This is a genomic window from Saccharothrix algeriensis (assembly GCF_016907655.1).
In the GTDB taxonomy this organism is placed as follows: domain Bacteria; phylum Actinomycetota; class Actinomycetes; order Mycobacteriales; family Pseudonocardiaceae; genus Actinosynnema; species Actinosynnema algeriense.
The window spans coordinates 43,724-61,019 of sequence record NZ_JAFBCL010000001.1; the positions used below are offsets into that span (position 1 = coordinate 43,724).

A 17,296-nucleotide genomic window follows, 5' to 3' on the forward strand; every position below is an offset into this window, starting at 1 on the left:
TCACCGGGGTCCGAGCATAGCCCAGCTGCCGGGCGCGCCGGGCGAGCCGCGTTCGCCCGCCATCGGGTACGCGCCCTCCTCCAGCCGCCGCACCAGGCCCCGCGTCCACCGCGCCCCGCTGTCGGCCGCGTGCCGCCACAGCCCGAACAGCTCCCGCACGTGCGGCGGGCCGCCCCACTCGGCGGCCTGGCTGCCCGCGGTGTCGCGCCGGTCCTCCAGGGCCGCCAGCCGCTCGCGCAGCAGCGCCACGGCGTCGGCCCGGCTCAGCGACGGCAGCAGCGCCAGGCCCGCGCCCAGCAGGTCCGGGCGGGTCTCGGGGCGGCGCAGCGCGTCGCGCAGCAGCCGCTGGAACTCCCGCTCGCCCTCGGCGGTCAGCACGTAGTCGGTGCGCGCGGGCGGCACGGTCTCGTCGGTGAGGCACCCGTCCTTGGTGAGCTGCTTGAGGGCGTGGTAGATCGAGCCCCACTTGACGTTGGCCCACTCCCCCGCGCCCCAGGACATCAGGTCGTTGCCGATCAGGTAGCCGTGCGCGCGGCCGTAGCCGCGCACCACGCCGAGGACCAGCAGCCTCGTCGCCGACATCGTGTTCCTGTCCTGCCGTAATCCGGTTCCGCGACCAGGGTAGGCCGGGCCAGGATGGGCCGATGACCCCTGTCGCGACGACCGACGCCCGGCGGCGCGCCCGGGCCCGTGCCGCGGGTGGCGCCGCCGCCCGGCCCGACCCCGGCGGACCGGGCGGGCGGCGCGCGCGGGCAGCGCACCCCGCCGGAGGGCGCGCGGTGATCGGGAGGTGGGTGCGGTGATCGGGCTGCGACCGTTGGACGAGCACGGCCTGGAGCGGCTGCTGGCGCTCGCGGTGTCCGACGCCGACCCGGGCGACGTGATGCCGCCCGGCTGGACGCCGGACCGGGCCGAGGAGTTCCGCGAGTTCTACCGCGCCCTGCTCGCCGACGCCTACGAGATCCGCGACGGCGACCGCACGGTGGGCATGATCCGCCTCACCGCGGCCGGGGAGACCGGCCTGTGGGTGGCCCGGTCGGCGCGCGGCGCGGGCGTGGGCGCGCAGGCGGTGTCCCGGGTCGTCGAGCAGGCCCTGCTGCGCGGCCTGCGCGTGGTGACCGCCGAGACCACCGCGGGCAACGCCGCCGCCCTGGCCGTGCTGCGCCGGCTGGGCGCGGCGGTCGAGGTCGACGGCGAGGCGGTGCGCGCGCGGATCGAGGTGCCGGCCGAGCCGTCGCCGCGGATCGCCGACCCGGCCCGGCTGGCGCACGAGTACCTGGACTTCCACCGCAACACCCTGCTGCGCAAGCTGGACGGGCTGTCCGAGCAGCAGCTGCGCGCCTCGCGCGTGCCCTCCGGCTGGACGCCGCTGGGCCTGGTCAAGCACCTGGCCCACGTGGAGCTGCGCTGGTTCCGGTGGTACTTCGCGGGCGAGGACGTGGCCGAGCCGCGCGGCAACCCGGCGGTCGAGCGGGCCGAGTGGACCGTCGAGGAGGGCGAGACCACCGCGGGCATCCGGGCGTTCCACCGGCAGCAGTGCGCGCGGTCCCGGGAGATCGCCGCCGCGGCCGACCTCGCCGACCGCGCGGCGCGGTGGCCGCGCGACGCGGGGCCGCCGCCCACCCTCGCGTGGATCGTGTTCCACATGGTGCAGGAGTACGCCCGGCACGTCGGCCAGCTCGACGTGGTGCGCGAGCTCACCGACGGGGTCACCGGGCCGTAGCGCGCGGCAGGCCCCCGACGACCGCGTGACCGCCGCGGTCACGGGGTGACGTCGCCGGTCAGGACGCCGGCCACCACCGTCCCGTCGACCTCCGCCGAGCGCGCCACCGCCGCGGCGAACCCGGCGCGCTCGAACGCCGCGAGGGTGGCCGGCGCCTGCCGCTCGCCGGTCTCCACCAGCAGCGACCCGCCGGGCGCCAGCCACCGGGGCGCCCCGGCGATCACCCGGCGCTGCACGTCCAGCCCGTCCGCGCCGCCGTCCAGCGCGGCCGGCGGCTCGTGGTCGCGCGCCTCCGGCGGCATCGTGGCGATCGCCGAGGTGGGCACGTACGGCGCGTTGGCCACCACCACGTCCACCCGCCCCGCCAGCCCGGCGGGCAGCGCCGCGTACAGGTCGCCCCGGAACACCCGCTCCGCGCCGAGGTTGCGCCGCGCGCACCGCACCGCCGCCGGGTCCAGGTCCGCCGCGTACAGCCGCACCGGCGCGACGGCCGCCAGCGCGGCGCCCACCGCGCCGCTCCCGCAGCACAGGTCCACCACCACCGCGCCCGGCCGCAGCAGCGCCGCCGCCCGCTCGACCAGGAACCCGGTGCGCAGGCGCGGCACGAACACCCCCGGCTCCACCGCGATCCGCAGGCCCCGGAACCACGCCCACCCGAGCACCTGCTCCAGCGGCTCCCCGGCCACCCGGCGGGCGACCAGCGCCTCCAGCGCGCCGGGCGTGCCCGCCTCCCGCACCAGCAGCGCCGCCTCGTCCTCGGCGAACACGCAGCCCGCGGCCCGCAGCCGCGCGACGACACCGGGCAGCGACGACACGTCCACGATCAAGGGAACGCCTTCCGCGATTCCACGGGCGCCCCGACGCTCAGCCGGACTCCGGCGGACCGGGGGGCGACACCACCACGACGACGGAAACGGGTCCCACCCCCTCGCGCTCGGCACCGGACAGGTCCGCGAACCCTACCCCACCGATCGGGTGATGGCGGCGTCGATGCCGTCGAGCAGCACCTCCAGGCCGACGGCGAAGTTCCACTCGGCGTCGCGCTCCAGGTAGGGCGTGCACTCGTCGCCGGTCGGGGGCGGGTCCTCCTCACCCAGCCACGCCGACAGCGGGAACCGCTCCTCGAACCGCGCGGAGTGCTCCTCCAGCAGCGGCGACCGCGTGTACCACCACTCCTCGTCGGACACGCCGGTCTCCCGGGCGGCCCGCCGCGCGTCGGCGATCACCGCCGCCGAGCCCCGCACGAACTGCGACACCGACCCGACCACGCCGCGCAGCACCGACCGCTCCAGCCCGGTCTCCCGCAGGACGCGCAGCAGCGTCTCCAGCATCCGGAACTCGTTGGGCCCCAGCACCGGCCGCGCCTGCGACACCTGCAGCACCCACGGGTGCCACAGGTAGAACGCGCGCACGTCGCCCGCCCACGCCGTCAGCGCCGGGCGCCACCCCCGCTCCAGCGGGTAGTCGGCGGGCAGCTGCCCCAGCACCTTGTCGTACATCAGGTCGATCAGCTCGGCCTTGTTCGGCACGTAGGTGTAGAGCGCCATCGCCGTGCGCCCCAGCCGCTCCCCCACCGCCCGCATCGACAGCGCCGCCATGCCGTGCTCGTCGGCCACCGCGATGGCGGCGTCCACGATGGCGTCGACGCTCAGCCCCGGCTTGGGGCCCGGCCGCGCCCCCGGCTCCGCCGAGCGCCACAGCAGCTCCATCGACCGGCGCGCGTCACCTTGCCCGGCGAACACCACCACTTGCGTCTCCTTACGCCATAAACTAACCTGGCTCGGCACTTTACGCCATAAACAACGCAGGGGGAACAACCGCATGGCAACCGCGGCCGACAGCCACGACGTCATCCAGGTCCGAGGCGCCCGGGAGAACAACCTCAAGAACGTCGACGTCGATATCCCCAAACGACGCCTCACCGTCTTCACCGGCGTCTCCGGCTCCGGCAAGTCCTCCCTCGTCTTCGGCACCGTCGCCGCCGAGTCGCAGCGCCTGATCAACGAGACCTACACCGCGTTCGTCCAGTCCTTCATGCCCAGCCTCGGCCGCCCCGACGTGGACGCCCTGCGCAACCTCAGCGCCGCCATCGTCGTGGACCAGGAGCGCATGGGCGCCAACTCCCGCTCCACCGTCGGCACCGCCACCGACGCCCACACCCTGCTGCGCATCCTGTTCAGCCGCCTGGGCACGCCCCACGTCGGCCCCGCCGGCGCGTTCAGCTTCAACCTCCCCGAGGGCATGTGCCCCGACTGCGAGGGCCTCGGCCGCGTCACCACCATCGACGTCGACGAACTGGTCGACAGGGACAAGTCGCTCAACGAGGGCGCCATCAAGGTCCCCGGCTTCACCCCCGACAACTGGTACGTCCAGACCTACGCCGCCTCCGGCTTCCTCGACCCCGACGCCAAGCTCGGCGACTACACCGAGCAGCAGTGGGCCGACTTCCTGCACAAGGAGCAGACCAAGATCAAGGTCGGCAGGAACAACCTCACCTACGAAGGTCTCGTGCCCAAGGTGCAGCGGCTCTACCTGTCCAAGGACCGCGAGTCCATGCAGCCCCACATCCGCGCCTTCGTCGACCGCGCCGTCACCTTCGCCACCTGCCCCGCCTGCGGCGGCGCCCGCCTCAACCGGGCCGCCCTGTCCTGCCGCATCGACGGCGCCACCATCGCCGACTGCTCCGCCATGCAGATCAGCGACCTCGCCGACTGGGTCGCCAAGATCGACGACGACTCCGTCGCCCCCATGACCGCCACCCTCAAGGACACCCTCGACTCCCTGGTCGAGATCGGCCTGGGCTACCTCAGCCTCGACCGCCAGTCCGCCACCCTCTCCGGCGGCGAGGCCCAGCGCGTCAAGATGGTCCGCCACCTCGGCTCCGCCCTCACCGACGTCACCTACGTCTTCGACGAGCCCACCGTCGGCCTGCACCCGCACGACATCCAGCGCATGAACGACCTGCTGCTGCGCCTGCGCGACAAGGGCAACACCGTCCTGGTCGTCGAGCACAAACCGGAGACCATCCGCATCGCCGACCACGTCGTCGACCTCGGCCCCGGCGCGGGCGCCGGCGGCGGCGAGATCCGCTTCACCGGCACCGTCGACGACCTGCGCGCCTCCGACACCCTCACCGGCCGCCACCTCGACCACCGCGCCCGGCTGCGCGACCGGCCCCGCACCCCCACCGGGCAGCTGCCCATCACCGGGGCCACCCTGCACAACCTCCGCGACGTCAGCGTCGAGGTCCCCCTCGGCGTCCTCACCGTCGTCACCGGCGTCGCCGGCTCCGGCAAGAGCTCGCTGATCCACGGCTCCCTGGGCTCCCGCGACGACGTCGTCACCGTCGACCAGTCCCCCATCCGCGGCTCCCGGCGCAGCAACCCCGCCACCTACACCGGCCTGCTCGACGCCGTCCGCACCGCCTTCGCCAAGGCCAACGGCGTCAAGGCCGCCCTGTTCAGCGCCAACTCCGAAGGCGCCTGCCCCCAGTGCAAGGGCATCGGGCTGGTCTACACCGACCTCGCCATGATGGCCGGCGTCGCCACGGTCTGCGAGCGGTGCGAGGGCAAGCGGTTCACCCCCGAAGTCCTCACCCACCGCCTGCGCGGCCGCGACATCAGCGAAGTCCTCGCCATGTCCGCCACCGAGGCCCGCGACTTCTTCACCGAGAAGCAGGCCAAGGCCGTCCTCGACCGGCTGGTCGACGTCGGGCTGGGCTACCTGTCCCTCGGCCAACCCCTCACCACCCTGTCCGGCGGCGAGCGGCAGCGCCTCAAGCTCGCCATCCACATGGCCGAGAAGGCCGGCACGTACGTCCTCGACGAACCCACCACCGGCCTGCACCTCGCCGACGTCGACAAGCTGCTGGCCCTGCTCGACCGCCTCGTGGACGACGGCAACACCGTCATCGTCATCGAGCACCACCAGGCCGTCATGGCCCACGCCGACTGGATCATCGACCTGGGCCCCGGCGCGGGCCACGACGGCGGGCGCGTCGTGTTCACCGGCACCCCCGCGGACCTGGTCGCCGACGGCAGCACCCTCACCGCCCAGCACCTGCGCGCCTACGTGGCGCCCCGGTCCTGACGAAGCCCCCCGCCCGAGAAACCCGGCCCGAGAACGGGAGAACCCCGTGCCGCTCCTGCACGTCACCGCCGTCCACCCCGTCACGCCGCACGTCGTGCGCGTGCGGTTCACCGGGGACGGCCTGGACGACTTCCCCACCTGGCCCGACCAGCAGCTGAAGCTGCTCATCCCCAAACCCGGCCACCCCGTGCCCGACCTGCCCGTCGCCGCCGGCGACCGGTACGGCCTGGGCTGGTACCAGGCTTACCAGGCCCTCCCGGAGGAACGGCGCCCCTGGCTGCGCAGCTACACCGTCCGCGCCCACCACCCCGACACCCACGAGATCGACATCGACTTCGTCCTGCACGCCGACGCCGGCCCCGCCACCCGCTGGGCCGCCTCCGCCCGCCCCGGCGACACCCTCGGCCGCTACGGGCCCTCCGCCGCCTACCGCACCACCCCGGGCCGGTTCGACTGGATCCTGCTCGCCGGCGACGAGACCGCCCTGCCGGCCATCGCGAGCCACCTGGCGGCGCTGCCGCCGGGCAGCCGCGCGCTGGTCCGCGCGGAGGTCGCCGGGGCGGAGGAGGAGCAGGTCCTGCCCAGCGCCGCCGAGGTGGACCTGCGCTGGGTGCACCGCGGCGACGCCCCGCCCGGCCGCGGCACCGCGCTGCTCGACGCGGTGCGCGCCGCCGAGTTCCCCGAGGGCACGCCGTTCGCCTGGATCGCCGGCGAGGCGGGCGCCGTGCGCGCCCTGCGCCGGCACCTGATCGACGACCGGGGCCTGACCAGGCAGCAGATCGACTTCGCCGGCTACTGGCGGCTCGCCCTCACCCAGGACGACGCCCCCACCGAGGAAGACCTCGCCGAGGCGCGCGAACGCGTCGCCGAGTGAGCCCGGGAGCCCCGGTCGCGGCTCTTCCCGCGACCGGGGCTCCGCCGTGCGCCGGACCGCCGTGATCTTTGATTCCAGTCTGCACTGAAATCATGGAATAAATTGATCAACCCGGCGCGGACCGGGCGCCCTGCCACTGAGCGGAAACCGCCGCTGTCGCGGTCGCCCCCGGTGCAGCAGGCTGCTCCCATGCGCACACAGGTCGCCATCGTCGGTGCCGGTCCCGCCGGGTTGCTGCTGTCCCACCTGCTGTCCCTGCGCGGCATCGACTCCGTGGTGGTGGAGAACCGCTCACGGGAGTACGTCGAGGCCCGCATCCGGGCCGGGGTGCTGGAGCAGGGCACCGCGGACCTGCTGGTGGAGTCCGGTCTCGGCGACCGGCTCAAGTCCCGCGGGCTGCGGCACGACGGCATCCACCTGCAGTGGCCCGGCGAGCGCCACCGGATCGACTTCCACGCGCTCACCGGGCGCTCGGTGTGGGTCTACGGGCAGACCGAGGTGGTCAAGGACCTGCTCGCGGTGCGGGCCGACGCCGTGCACTTCGAGGTGTCGCGGACCGCGCTGCACGACGTCGACGGCGACCGGCCGGCGCTGTCCTTCGTGGACCGCGACGGCACGGCCCGCACCGTGCGGGCCGACGTCGTGGTCGGCGCCGACGGGTTCCACGGCGTCAGCCGCCCCAGCATCCCCGAACCGCTGCGCCGCACCTGGCAGCGCGACTACCCCTACGGCTGGCTGGGCGTCCTGGCCGAGGTCCCGCCGTCCACCGACGAGCTGATCTACGCCTGGCACCCGCGCGGGTTCGCCATGCACAGCATGAGGTCGCCGGAGCTGAGCAGGCTCTACCTCCAGGTCGACCCGGCGGAGAGCGTCGAGGCGTGGTCCGACGACCGCATCTGGGACGAGCTGCGCACCCGCCTGGGCCTGGACGGGTGGTCGCTGGCCGACGGCCCGATCGTGGACAAGGGCATCACGCCGATGCGCAGCTTCGTCAGCACCCCGATGCGGCACGGCCGGCTGTTCCTGGTCGGCGACGCGGCGCACATCGTGCCGCCGACCGGGGCCAAGGGCCTCAACCTGGCCGTCGCCGACGTCGCGGTGCTGACCGAGGCGCTCGGCGCGTTCTTCACCGAGGGTCGCACCGACCTGCTCGACGGCTACGAGGAGCGGGCGCTGCGGCGGGTGTGGCGGTGCACCCACTTCTCGTGGTGGATGACGTCGATGCTGCACACCTCGGGTGACGAGTTCGACCGGCAGCTGCAGCTGTCCCAGCTCCGCTACGTCTGCTCGTCGGAGGCCGCGGCGACCGGCCTCGCCGAGAACTACGTCGGCCTGCCCCACGAGACCGGCCGCTGAGGGGGCCCGCCGCGCGGCCGGCTCAGCCCGCCCGGTCGACGGGGGTGACGGTGCCGCGCGCGCCGTCGACCCGGACGCGGTCGCCGGTGCGCAGGCGGGCGGTGGCGTCGCCGCAGCCGACCACGGCGGGGATGCCCAGTTCGCGGGCCACGATCGCCGCGTGGGACAGCGGCGCGCCGACGTCGGTCACGACCGCCGCCGCGCGCGGGAACAGCGGTGTCCACCCGATGTTCGTCACGGTCGTCACCAGGACCTCGCCCGGCCGCAGGGCCGCCCCGTCGGCCACCGACGGGATCACCCGCACCACGCCCTCCGCCACGCCCGCCGCGCCGGGCAGGCCGGTGACCTCCCGGCCGGGCGGCGCGGCGGCGGCGGGGGCGTGCACGTCGCCGCGCCGGTCCGGGTCCGCCGCCCAGGACACCGGGTCGAAGTGGCCGCGGATCACCGTCGGGTAGGGCGGCAGCGCCCGGTAGCGCTCGTAGGCCCGGCGGCGGGCCGGGATCGCCGACACCGGGCCGGGGTCGCCGCCGAGCACCGCCGCGGTCTCGGCCAGGGACAGGAAGAACACGTCGTGGCCGGTCAGCTCCCGCGCCCGCACCAGGAACGCCCGCAGCACGCCGAACCCGCGCACCATCTCCGAGCGGGCGCGCTCGCGCAGCCGGACCGCCGCCCCGTGCGCGGCCAGCGCGCGCCCCAGCCGCGCGGCCCGGCGCGGGTGCGCGGCGACCAGCCGCCGCCACGCCGCCTCCCGCGCCGCCGCCTGCCCGGCCAGCAGCTCCGCCGGGTCCGGGCCGTCGACCGCCGCCTGCCGGTCCAGCCAGTCGGGGTCCTCGGCGGGCCGGGGCGCGGACAGCTCGAACTCGTCGGCGAACCGGTGCCCCCACTCCCGCAGGTAGGTCTCGCGGTCGATCTCCCCGCGCCGCAGCCGCGCCAGCGCCAGCAGCGGGCCGAGGCCGGCCAGCTCGCCGGCCGGGCCGTGCGCGCCGGTCAGCAGCGCGGCGGCGTCGCGCTCCCCCACCAGCCGGCGCAGGGTGCGCCGCAGCCGGGCGCCACCGCCGCGGGCGCCCGCCCGCGCCCCCGCGTCGTAGACGCGGATGTCGTCGCGCAGGAAGACCTCCACTTCGGACACCCACAGCGCCAGCAGCCGCGCCGGGGTGTCGGCGTCGGCGATCCGGTCGCGCAGCCGCCCGGCGCGGGCCGGCGCGGCGGCCAGGAGCCCCTCGACGCGCCGGGCGTACTCGCGCTGCTGCCGGAGGAACGGCGCCAGCGCCGCGAGCGCCGCCCGCACGGTGGCCGGCCGCGACATCGGCAGCGCCGGCACCCGCACGCCGTCGGGGAGGTGGCCGAACACCTCCGCCGCCAGCCGCCGCGCCGGCCCGCCCAGCCCCAGCGCGGAGCCGACGGCCAGCACGGCGCTGAGGTTGAGGTAGAACCGGCCGCCGATGTTGCCGGCGGTGGGGTGCCCGCCGATCGGCGGCTGCGCCAGGGCCTGCGCGACGGACCAGGTGGCGGGCGTCATCACGCTGGGCACCGCCTCGCCGAGGTTCGCGCACGTCCACAGGTAGTCGCCGCGCAGGCTGTCGTTCCACACCTCCTCCAGGGCGGTGATCGGCCGGGCCTGCAGCAGCGCGAACCGGCCGCCGACCCGGGCCCACTCGACGTCCACCGGCGCACCGACCAGCTCCTGCGCGCGGGCGCCCAGCGCGGCCAGCTCGAGCACCTCCCGGTCGTCGAGCAGGTCTCCCCCCGAGGTCACGGCCCCGTCCACCACCGCGTACCGCTCCGGGGTGACCTCCCCGCCCACCAGCGCGTCGCCGGGACCGGGCGCGGCCTCGACCACCGTCCGGTCGCGGGCCCCGGTGACCGGGTCGGCGGTGAACAGCACGCCGGCGGCGTCGGCGGGCACCATCTCCTGCACCACCACGGCCATCGCCGCGTCGGCGACGCCGTGGCGGGCGCGGTAGGCGACGGCGCGCTCGGTCCACAGCGACGCCCAGCAGCGCCGCACCGCGTCGAGCACGTCCCGGCCGCGCACGTCCAGGACCGTGTCGTGCTGACCGGCGAACGACAGGTCGGGCAGGTCCTCGGCGGTGGCCGAGGACCGCACCGCCACCGGGCCGGCGGGCAGCGCGGCCAGGATCGCGGCGGCGACCTCCGCCGGCACTTCCCCCGCCGCGACCGACGCGGCGTCGGGTCGCCCGACGCCCAGGCCCGCGGTGAACGCGCGGTAGGCGTGCGTGGTCACGTGGAAGCCGTCGGGCACGGGCAGGCCCGCCCGCCGCAGCCGCGCCAGCGACGCGCCCTTCCCGCCGACCACGTCGAGGTCGGCCCTGGGATCGTCCAGCGGCAGCACGAGAGCTCCGGTCCCCATCCGGTGATCCTGGCAGGCTCGGCGCGGGCGCGTCCCGGGAACGCGGTCACCCGCCGGCGCGCTGCTCCGCGGGCGGGCGGCGGTCGCGCCCCGCGGCGCGCCGGGCCGGGCGGGTCAGCGCCACCCCCACCAGGACCACCGCCATGCCGGCGACGACCCCGGGCGTCAGCGGCTCGTCGAGCACCAGCGCGCCGAGCGCCAGGGAGACCACCGGCAGCAGGTAGCCGACCGTGGCGGCGCTGGTGGCGCCCTCGTCCTCGATGATCCGGTAGTTCAGCACGAACGTGGCCCCCGTGCCGAAGACGCCCAGGACCACCACCGCGACCACCGCGGTGGCGTTGAGGTGGGCGGGCGGCGAGGCGGGCAGCGCCAGGGCGCTCAGGCCGGTGGCGGCCGCCAGCTGCGCGGCGGAGATCGCCACCGGCCCGCCCCGGCCGACCAGCTCGCGGCCCATGTAGGCGAACGCCACCGCGTAGCTCGCCGCCGCGCCGAGCAGGGCGAGCGCGCCCCAGCTCGCCAGGCCGTGCCGCTGCCACGGCGCGAAGATCACCAGCACGCCCGCGAACCCGAGGACCAGCCCGCCGACCCGCCGCGGGGTCGGCCCGCGCTCGGTGCCCAGCAGCAGGCCGATCAGCAGCGACCACAACGGGGTCGTGGCGTTGAGCACGCCCGCGACGCCCGAGTCCACGCTCTGCTGGCCGATCCCGAACAGCACGAACGGCAGGGCGTTGCAGAACAGCGCCGCCACCGCCAGGCGCGCCCACGTCCCGCGGTCGCGCGGCAGCCGCTGGCGCCGCACGAGCGCCAGGCCCAGCAGGACCGCCGCGCCCAGCGCGCAGCGGACCACCGCGATCTGCACCGGGGCCAGGCCGGTGAGGGCCAGTTCGATCCACAGGAAGCAGGAGCCCCACAGGAGCGCCAGAAGACCCATCCGCACCGCTGATCCGCTCAACACCCCGCTCACGCTGCCGCAGGGCTGCCGTTAAGAAAAGTGAAGGCTTCTGGACGAGCTTTAAGCCCTGCTTCAAGATCGGCAGGGACCCGCTGCCGACAGGTCCCCCCACCGCCTCAGCGGGTGCGCACCATCAGCGAGTCCACCCCGTGCACGATCGACGCCGTCCGGAACGACGGGCGCTCGTCGGCCAGGCGCAGGTCGGGGAAGCGCCGCAGCAGGGCCGGGTAGGCCGCCCGCAGCTCCATCCGCGCCAGCTCCGCCCCCACGCACCGGTGCGCGCCGTAGCCGAACGCCAGGTGGGCCGAGACCTTGCGCGCCGCGTCGAAGTCCATGCGCTCCAAGCCCTCGCGGTTGGCGGCGCTCAACGACACCACCACCACGTCGCCCTCCTCGACCCGCGTCCCGCCGATCTCCAGGTCGTGCTTGGCGAACCGCGGGAACGCCACCTGCACGACGCTCAGGTGCCGCAGCAGCTCCTCCACCAGCGGGCCGACGGCCTGGTCGTCGTCGCGCATCGCCGCCCGCGCCGCCGGGTCGCCCATCAGCACGATCGCGCCCAGCGCCAACATGCTCGCGGTGGTGTCGAACCCCCCGGTCAGCACGCCGTCGGCCAGGCCGGCCAGCTCCGCGTCGCTGACCTCGTCGCCGTGCTCGCGGATGATCATGCCGATGAGGCCGTCGCCGGGCGACCGCCGCTCCCGGCGGACGATCTGCTCCATGTACCGCAACGACTCCGAGATCGCGCCCAGCGCCGAGGTCGCGCCGCCGAACAGGTCGAACCGCGCCGCCGCCAGCTCCTGGAACCGCGCGCGGTCGCCGTAGGGCACGCCCAGCAGCTCGCAGATGGCCAGCGAGGGGATCGGCAGCGCGAACTCCCGCACCAGGTCGACCGGCCCGTCCGCCGCCTCCATCGCGTCCAGGCGCTCGGTCACGATCTCGTCGATGCGCGGCACCAGCCGCGCCAGCCGGCGCATGGTGAACTCCGGCGTCAGCAGCTTGCGCAGCCGCGTGTGGTCCGGCGGGTCGGCGAAGCCCAGGCCGCCGGGCGTCTGCTCGATCCGCCCCACCGCCGCGCCGAGCCGGGCGTAATCGTTACTGAACGCCTCTGTGTCGGAAAGCACTTTTTTCGCCTCGGCCTGGCCTGTGACCAACCACACCTTCACCCCGAACGGCACCGGCAACCGGTGGACCGGCCCCGCCTCCACCATCCGCCCCAGCTCGGCGACCGGCTCCACCCCGTCCCGCTTCAACGGGACCAGCGCGCGATCCGGGAGCAGCGACAACGCCCGCGAACCGACCTTCCCCATCACCCAGCGCGTCACCGAACGCCGTGCGACCCACGCCACCAATCCGTCGCGCACCGACGCCAGAGTCGCCATCCCACACCCCTCTTCCCCAGGTTGATCTGCCCGACGGTAACCGTACGTACGAGCGAGCAGCATCGAGCCACAGGCGGATTGACATGCCGCAGCCGGTGTCGGACGATCGACGATCGCGCAAGTCACGCCCATTCCGGGCATCCGAAACCGTGATCCGCACCACACAGGATGCCGCACGACCCGAACGGTGCAGCCGGCCCACCCGATCGGGGCAGCACGACCCCACGGCGGCGAGCCGCCGAACCGACCCCCGGGAGCCTCGGGACCGCGCCTGGCAGGGCCGCGCCGGCGGTCAGCGCCGCCGGGCCGCCAGCAGCAGCCCCAGCCCCGCCGCCGACAGCACCAGGCCGATCGCGTACGCGCTGCGGTAGCCGAGCACCTGCGCCAGCGCCAGCAGCGGGCCCGACAGCATCGCGCTGATCTTCGCCGTGTTGGTGAACAGCGTGGTGGCGTGCCCGGGGCGATCCGGGGCCAGGTCCTGGAAGTAGGAGATGCCCACGCCCATCACCGCCGCGATCACCACCGCGTGCAGCGCCTGCGCCGCCGCCACCTGCCAGGTCGCCTGGGTCGCCAGCATCACGCCGTAGTAGGCCAGCGCCACCGCGCCGCCGACGAGCACCAGCCGCCGGTGGTCGACCCGGATCGCCAGCGCGCCGAACCCCAGCATCAGCGGGATCTCCAGCGCCGCGCACAACCCCAGGACCAGCCCGGCGTCACCGGTCGTGCCGTGCAGCACGTCGGTCACGTACAGCGGCATCGCCAGCACGCCCACCGACGTCGCGCCCTGCAGCAGCACGAACGCCACCGCCGCGAGCACGACCTCCCGACCCGGCCCCGACCGCGCCCGCCCCGCGACCGCGACCGCTCCCCCGCCCAGCTCCGGCAGCAGCAGCGCCGTCACCAGCGCGGCCACCAGGTACACCGCGGCCGCCACCGCGAACAGGCCGGTGAACCCGGCCGAGTCGATCAGCAGCGCGGCCAGCGGCGGACCGCCGACCCAGGACACCGAGACCATCGTGCGCAGCGCGCTGATCGCTAGCGGCCCCCGCGCCGAACCGGTGCGCTCCAGCGCCTGCCGCGCGTAGGCGAAGGTCTGCGGCATCAGCGACGACGCCACCGCCGCCAGCGTCAGCGACACCACCAGCAGCAGCCAGTAGTCGCGCAGCAGCGCGAACAGCCCGGAGGACACCGTGCCCGCCAGCGCCCCGCACACCAGCAGGTTGCGCCGCACCGCCCGCGCGTCGGACAGCCTGCCGAGCACCGTGCTGGTGACCACGGCGGACAGCGCGCTCGTCAGCAGGAAGGCGCCGACCGCGACCGGGCCGGCGTGCAGCTCTTTGATCAGGAACAGCGACAGGAACGGCCCGGCGAGCGCGTAGCCCAGGCCGGTCAGCAGGTTCACCGACAGCAGCGGCAGGAAGGGCCCGGAACGGGGCTGGACGGGGGTTTCGCTCACGAGGGCCACACCGGTCATCCTCACCACCGCGCCCCCCGGCGGAGAAACGGGATTCCACCCGTTGGACGGTGAGGGCGATCACCTGCCCGGCCGGCCTGGACCGTTTGCCCGTCGGGCGGGTCGGGTACGGCAGGCGGGTGGAACATCGAGGACCCGACGCACAGCACGAAGGCGAGATCGACCCGGCACAGGTGAAGCGGAACGTCCGGCTGGTCGTCGCGCGACTGCGGCAGCGGCTCACCGCCGCGGGGAACCCGGGGCTGTTCCAGGCGTTGCGCGACGGGGCCGCCGAGGGCCGCTCGACCGGCCGCCACCGCCGGGTCGATTGATCTTTAAGTCGACACTGAAGGAATTATTCCGACAGAAGATCAGGTGCCGCGCCGGTCGCGGTGATCATCGGCGGCGTGGGGGCCGCCGGAGGGCGGCGGGTCCGCCCGCACGGGTGCGGCCCCCGTCCCGACCGGGATGGGGGCCGCACCCGTGCTCCGCGTGATCAGCGCTCGGGCGCCGCCTCCACGTCGCACCACCGGACCAGGCCCGCGATGCGCGGTTGGCCGTCGTGCCGCCACCGCATCGAGGCGCGGGCCATCGCGCCCGGCTCGGCGACCCGGCTGACGCCCGCGCGGGCCAACTCCCCCGCCGCGCGCCAGAACTCGTCGCCCACCGCGCCGAGCCCGACGGTCTGCAGGTGCGCGGCGTAGGGGCGCATCGCCGCCACCGCGGCGGCCACGTCGGGCACCGCGACGATCCGCGCCACCCGGTTGCCCGCGCCGCTGAGCGGGAGCAGCGCGTCGTCCAGCACGACCGTCCACTCCAGACCGCCGGCCGCCCAGACCTCGCAGGAGGCGCGCCCGGCGGCCCGCCACTCGGCGACCAGCCGCCGGTGCTGCAGCACCGCGGCGTCCTGGTCGGCGACCGCGCCCGGCGGGCAGTCGGCGGCGGCGCGGCGCATCGCGTCGGCCACGTGCTCGGCGACGGCGCGGGCGTGCTCGGCGGCCACCAGGTACACCTGGGGCGACAGGCAGGCGTGCTGGTCGAAGTCGCTGCAGTCGGCGGCGATCCGGCGCGCCACCTCGGCCGGGCCGTGCAGCCGGGCGTAGGCGGCGCTGACGACGCCGAAGGACAGCTTGTGGCCGTGCTCCTCGTAGAGCTGGTGGGGCGCGACCTTCGCCCGGATCGCCGCGCACGCCTGGTCGCTGCCGTAGGCGATGACGGCGTCGGCCTGCTCCAGCGCGGCCGACATGGTCGCGTCGTCGTCGCGGTCCCAGTAGGTCGCCACCACCGCGTCGGCCAGCCGCGGCTCCACCTCGTGCAGGGTGCGCAGGAACGCGGCGGTGAAGTGCGGCTCCTTGGCCGGGACCTTGGCGATGACGCTGGACTTCACCAGCAGCGCCCGCACCAGCGACCGCGCGGGCAGGCCCGGGACGTTGCCGGAGAACACCGCCAGCGCGGTGCGCGGCCCGACGGCCGTGGCGCCGCCCCGGAAGCCGTCGAGCACCTCCGGGTCGCCCAGCTCGCGCTCCAGCGCGGCGATCAGCGACGGCGCGCGGAGGGCGACGCCGACCTCGGCGTCCAGCGCGCGGTCCACCGTCTCCACCGACATGCCCGTGACCCGCGCGGCGGCCTCGACGGCCGCGCGGCGCTCGGGGAAGTCGCGCTTGGCCCAGCGCTCGGCGGCCACGTCGACCGCCTCCACGATGCGGCGCACCGGCAGGTCGCGCAGCCGCTCGTGCGCGCGGCGCAGGCCCTCGCCGGTGGCGGCCCAGTCGGTCGGCCGCGCGCCGCGCCACTCGTGCGGGCCGGCGGACAGGGTGAAGGGCTCGGTCTCGGTGTCGCACCACCGCGGGATCCAGGACACGCTCACGGCTCACCGGCCTCCGGTCATCTCGTCGAGGGACAGCGAGCAGCCCCGGCTGGTGCTGCCCGCGACGCGGCCCGCCACCGCCACGCCGTCCGGGGTCGCCACGCCGAGGTCGCCGGTCAGCAGCACGTGCGGCCGGTCCAGCACCGACAGGTCGGTGATCTCCAGCAGGCCCGGTCCCTCGGTGCGGAACTCGCGGGTGCGCGGGTCGCGGACGCGGGGCCCGCCGAAGTGCCGGTAGGCTTTGGGGCGCTCCCCCAACGGGCCCACCGGCACGTCCGCCGCGTCGTAGAGCTGGTTGGCCAGCTCGGTCATCCCGAAGATGTTGTCGAACTCCTCGACGCCGAACACGCGCCGGACGGCCGTGCGCAGGTCGTCCACCCGCATCACCCGCGACCTGCCCTTGAAGCCGCCGCCGTCGTACATGCGCGAGCCCGGCGGCAGCTCCCAGCCCCGGCCCTGCGCCGCCAGCCGGTCGCAGGCGTTGACGAACGCGAAGCTCGCGCCCACCAGCACCACCGGCAGCCCCTCGGCGACCGCCGCGTCCAGCGTCGCGGCCAGCAGGTCGTAGTCGACGCCGGCCGGGCCGACCACCGACGTGCTCAGCTCCGGGTCGCCGCACTCCTCCTGGATGCGCGCCAGGTCGAAGGCGATCGCCATGTCCGGCGCGGCCTCCTCGGTGGGCGCGAACCGGACGACGACCGGCCGCTCGCCGGCGCGCGCCACGCTGCGCCGGGCGTTGGCCCGCACCGCCAGGGCCTTGAGCTCCAGGCCCAGCCGGGAGTAGCGCACGCTGCCCCGCACCGAGCCGGTCGTGCCGCTGGTGCGGAACACCCGCACCGCGGGCTCGTCGGGGAACAGGTGCGGACCGCCGTCCTTGTAGGCCGTGTCCGGCACCCCCACCCCGGCGCCGACCTGCTTCCAGTACCGCGCCACGTCGGGCGCGTTGGCCGCGGCCAGTTCGACCAGCTGCCCGTGCAGGGCCGCCGGATCGCCGACCCCGTCGGTGACGAGCAGCGCCATCTCCTCGAACAGGCGTCCGACGTGCGGGTCGTGGTGGGCAACGGTCATCGACTGCCTCCATGCGGTCGAGAGGGCGACCCGACGAGAAGTCGGGCGGAAGGTGGTGACATCCCCAGCGGGCGCTCCGGTGCGCCCTGGTGTCCATCCCCGGCCGGGCAGCGACTTCGGCACGCTAGCAACGTCCACTCGCGACCTACAAGGAAGTTCGG

The 17,296-nt window shown here is 75.4% G+C and carries 14 protein-coding genes; 5 read left to right on the top strand and 9 right to left on the bottom strand.

Annotated features, from left to right (window positions below; translation table 11 throughout):
- Positions 1-582, bottom strand: a complete 582-nt coding sequence (locus JOE68_RS00200) for a PadR family transcriptional regulator (RefSeq protein ID WP_204840312.1) — start codon at positions 580-582, stop codon at positions 1-3.
- Positions 583-799: 217 nt separating this feature from the next.
- On the opposite strand from JOE68_RS00200, the gene JOE68_RS00205 reads away from it, so the two are divergent.
- Complete coding sequence (locus JOE68_RS00205) at positions 800-1,723, top strand: GNAT family N-acetyltransferase (RefSeq protein WP_204840313.1); 924 nt, start codon at positions 800-802, stop codon at positions 1,721-1,723.
- Positions 1,724-1,761: 38 nt separating this feature from the next.
- Here the strand turns inward: JOE68_RS00205 and JOE68_RS00210 are convergent, their stop codons facing one another.
- Together JOE68_RS00210 and JOE68_RS00215 are read right to left on the bottom strand one after the other, a co-directional pair.
- Positions 1,762-2,550 (bottom strand): putative protein N(5)-glutamine methyltransferase, encoded by a 789-nt coding sequence (locus tag JOE68_RS00210; RefSeq protein ID WP_204840314.1) that lies wholly within the window; start codon positions 2,548-2,550, stop codon positions 1,762-1,764.
- A gap of 132 nt (positions 2,551-2,682) precedes the next feature.
- A complete protein-coding gene (locus JOE68_RS00215; RefSeq protein ID WP_204840315.1) occupies positions 2,683-3,471 on the bottom strand; it encodes a TetR/AcrR family transcriptional regulator in 789 nt (262 codons plus the stop codon).
- A 73-nt stretch (positions 3,472-3,544) separates the two neighbouring features.
- Between JOE68_RS00215 and JOE68_RS00220 the strand changes: the two genes are divergently transcribed.
- The 3 genes from JOE68_RS00220 to JOE68_RS00230 all read left to right on the top strand — a co-directional run bounded on the left by JOE68_RS00220 (position 3,545) and on the right by JOE68_RS00230 (position 8,042).
- Positions 3,545-5,812, top strand: coding sequence for an ATP-binding cassette domain-containing protein (locus JOE68_RS00220; RefSeq protein ID WP_204840316.1), 2,268 nt, complete (start codon positions 3,545-3,547; stop codon positions 5,810-5,812).
- 46 nt (positions 5,813-5,858) lie between these two features.
- Positions 5,859-6,686 carry a siderophore-interacting protein gene (locus JOE68_RS00225; protein ID WP_204840317.1) on the top strand — a complete coding sequence of 276 codons (828 nt, stop codon included), beginning with the start codon at positions 5,859-5,861 and terminating at the stop codon, positions 6,684-6,686.
- Positions 6,687-6,875: 189 nt separating this feature from the next.
- Positions 6,876-8,042: a 4-hydroxybenzoate 3-monooxygenase gene (locus JOE68_RS00230; protein WP_204840318.1), complete on the top strand. Its 1,167-nt coding sequence runs from the start codon at positions 6,876-6,878 to the stop codon at positions 8,040-8,042.
- Positions 8,043-8,064: 22 nt separating this feature from the next.
- Here JOE68_RS00230 and JOE68_RS00235 read toward each other — a convergent pair whose 3' ends face one another.
- From JOE68_RS00235 to JOE68_RS31615, 4 genes are all read right to left on the bottom strand, one after another.
- Entirely contained in the window at positions 8,065-10,413 is a 2,349-nt protein-coding gene (locus JOE68_RS00235; protein ID WP_204840319.1) for a PEP/pyruvate-binding domain-containing protein, read from the bottom strand.
- Between the two features lie 46 nt (positions 10,414-10,459).
- Complete coding sequence (locus tag JOE68_RS00240; RefSeq protein ID WP_204845841.1) at positions 10,460-11,344, bottom strand: DMT family transporter; 885 nt, start codon at positions 11,342-11,344, stop codon at positions 10,460-10,462.
- 137 nt (positions 11,345-11,481) lie between these two features.
- Positions 11,482-12,747 (bottom strand): cytochrome P450, encoded by a 1,266-nt coding sequence (locus JOE68_RS00245; RefSeq protein ID WP_204840320.1) that lies wholly within the window; start codon positions 12,745-12,747, stop codon positions 11,482-11,484.
- Positions 12,748-13,039: 292 nt separating this feature from the next.
- A complete protein-coding gene (locus tag JOE68_RS31615; protein ID WP_307819389.1) occupies positions 13,040-14,203 on the bottom strand; it encodes a sugar efflux transporter in 1,164 nt (387 codons plus the stop codon).
- Between the two features lie 191 nt (positions 14,204-14,394).
- Here JOE68_RS31615 and JOE68_RS00255 point away from each other — a divergent pair, with 191 nt between their 5' ends.
- A complete protein-coding gene (locus tag JOE68_RS00255) occupies positions 14,395-14,532 on the top strand; it encodes a hypothetical protein (protein ID WP_204840322.1) in 138 nt (45 codons plus the stop codon).
- 164 nt (positions 14,533-14,696) lie between these two features.
- Here JOE68_RS00255 and JOE68_RS00260 read toward each other — a convergent pair whose 3' ends face one another.
- On the bottom strand, positions 14,697-16,067 hold the full coding sequence (locus JOE68_RS00260; protein WP_204840323.1) for an acyl-CoA reductase: 1,371 nt from the start codon (positions 16,065-16,067) through the stop codon (positions 14,697-14,699).
- A 3-nt stretch (positions 16,068-16,070) separates the two neighbouring features.
- The gene (locus JOE68_RS00265) at positions 16,071-17,135 is read right to left on the bottom strand and encodes a long-chain-fatty-acid--protein ligase (protein WP_204840324.1); all 1,065 of its coding nucleotides are present in this window, start codon (positions 17,133-17,135) and stop codon (positions 16,071-16,073) included.
- Positions 17,136-17,296: the final 161 nt, after the last annotated feature.

Coding starts and splice junctions, on each gene's coding strand:
- JOE68_RS00200 (WP_204840312.1), bottom strand. CDS start 582: ATGTCGGCGACGAGGCTGCTGGTCCTCGGCGTGGTGCGCGGCTACGGC.
- JOE68_RS00220 (WP_204840316.1), top strand. CDS start 3,545: ATGGCAACCGCGGCCGACAGCCACGACGTCATCCAGGTCCGAGGCGCC.
- JOE68_RS00230 (WP_204840318.1), top strand. CDS start 6,876: ATGCGCACACAGGTCGCCATCGTCGGTGCCGGTCCCGCCGGGTTGCTG.
- JOE68_RS00235 (WP_204840319.1), bottom strand. CDS start 10,413: ATGGGGACCGGAGCTCTCGTGCTGCCGCTGGACGATCCCAGGGCCGAC.
- JOE68_RS00240 (WP_204845841.1), bottom strand. CDS start 11,344: ATGGGTCTTCTGGCGCTCCTGTGGGGCTCCTGCTTCCTGTGGATCGAA.
- JOE68_RS00245 (WP_204840320.1), bottom strand. CDS start 12,747: ATGGCGACTCTGGCGTCGGTGCGCGACGGATTGGTGGCGTGGGTCGCA.
- JOE68_RS00265 (WP_204840324.1), bottom strand. CDS start 17,135: ATGACCGTTGCCCACCACGACCCGCACGTCGGACGCCTGTTCGAGGAG.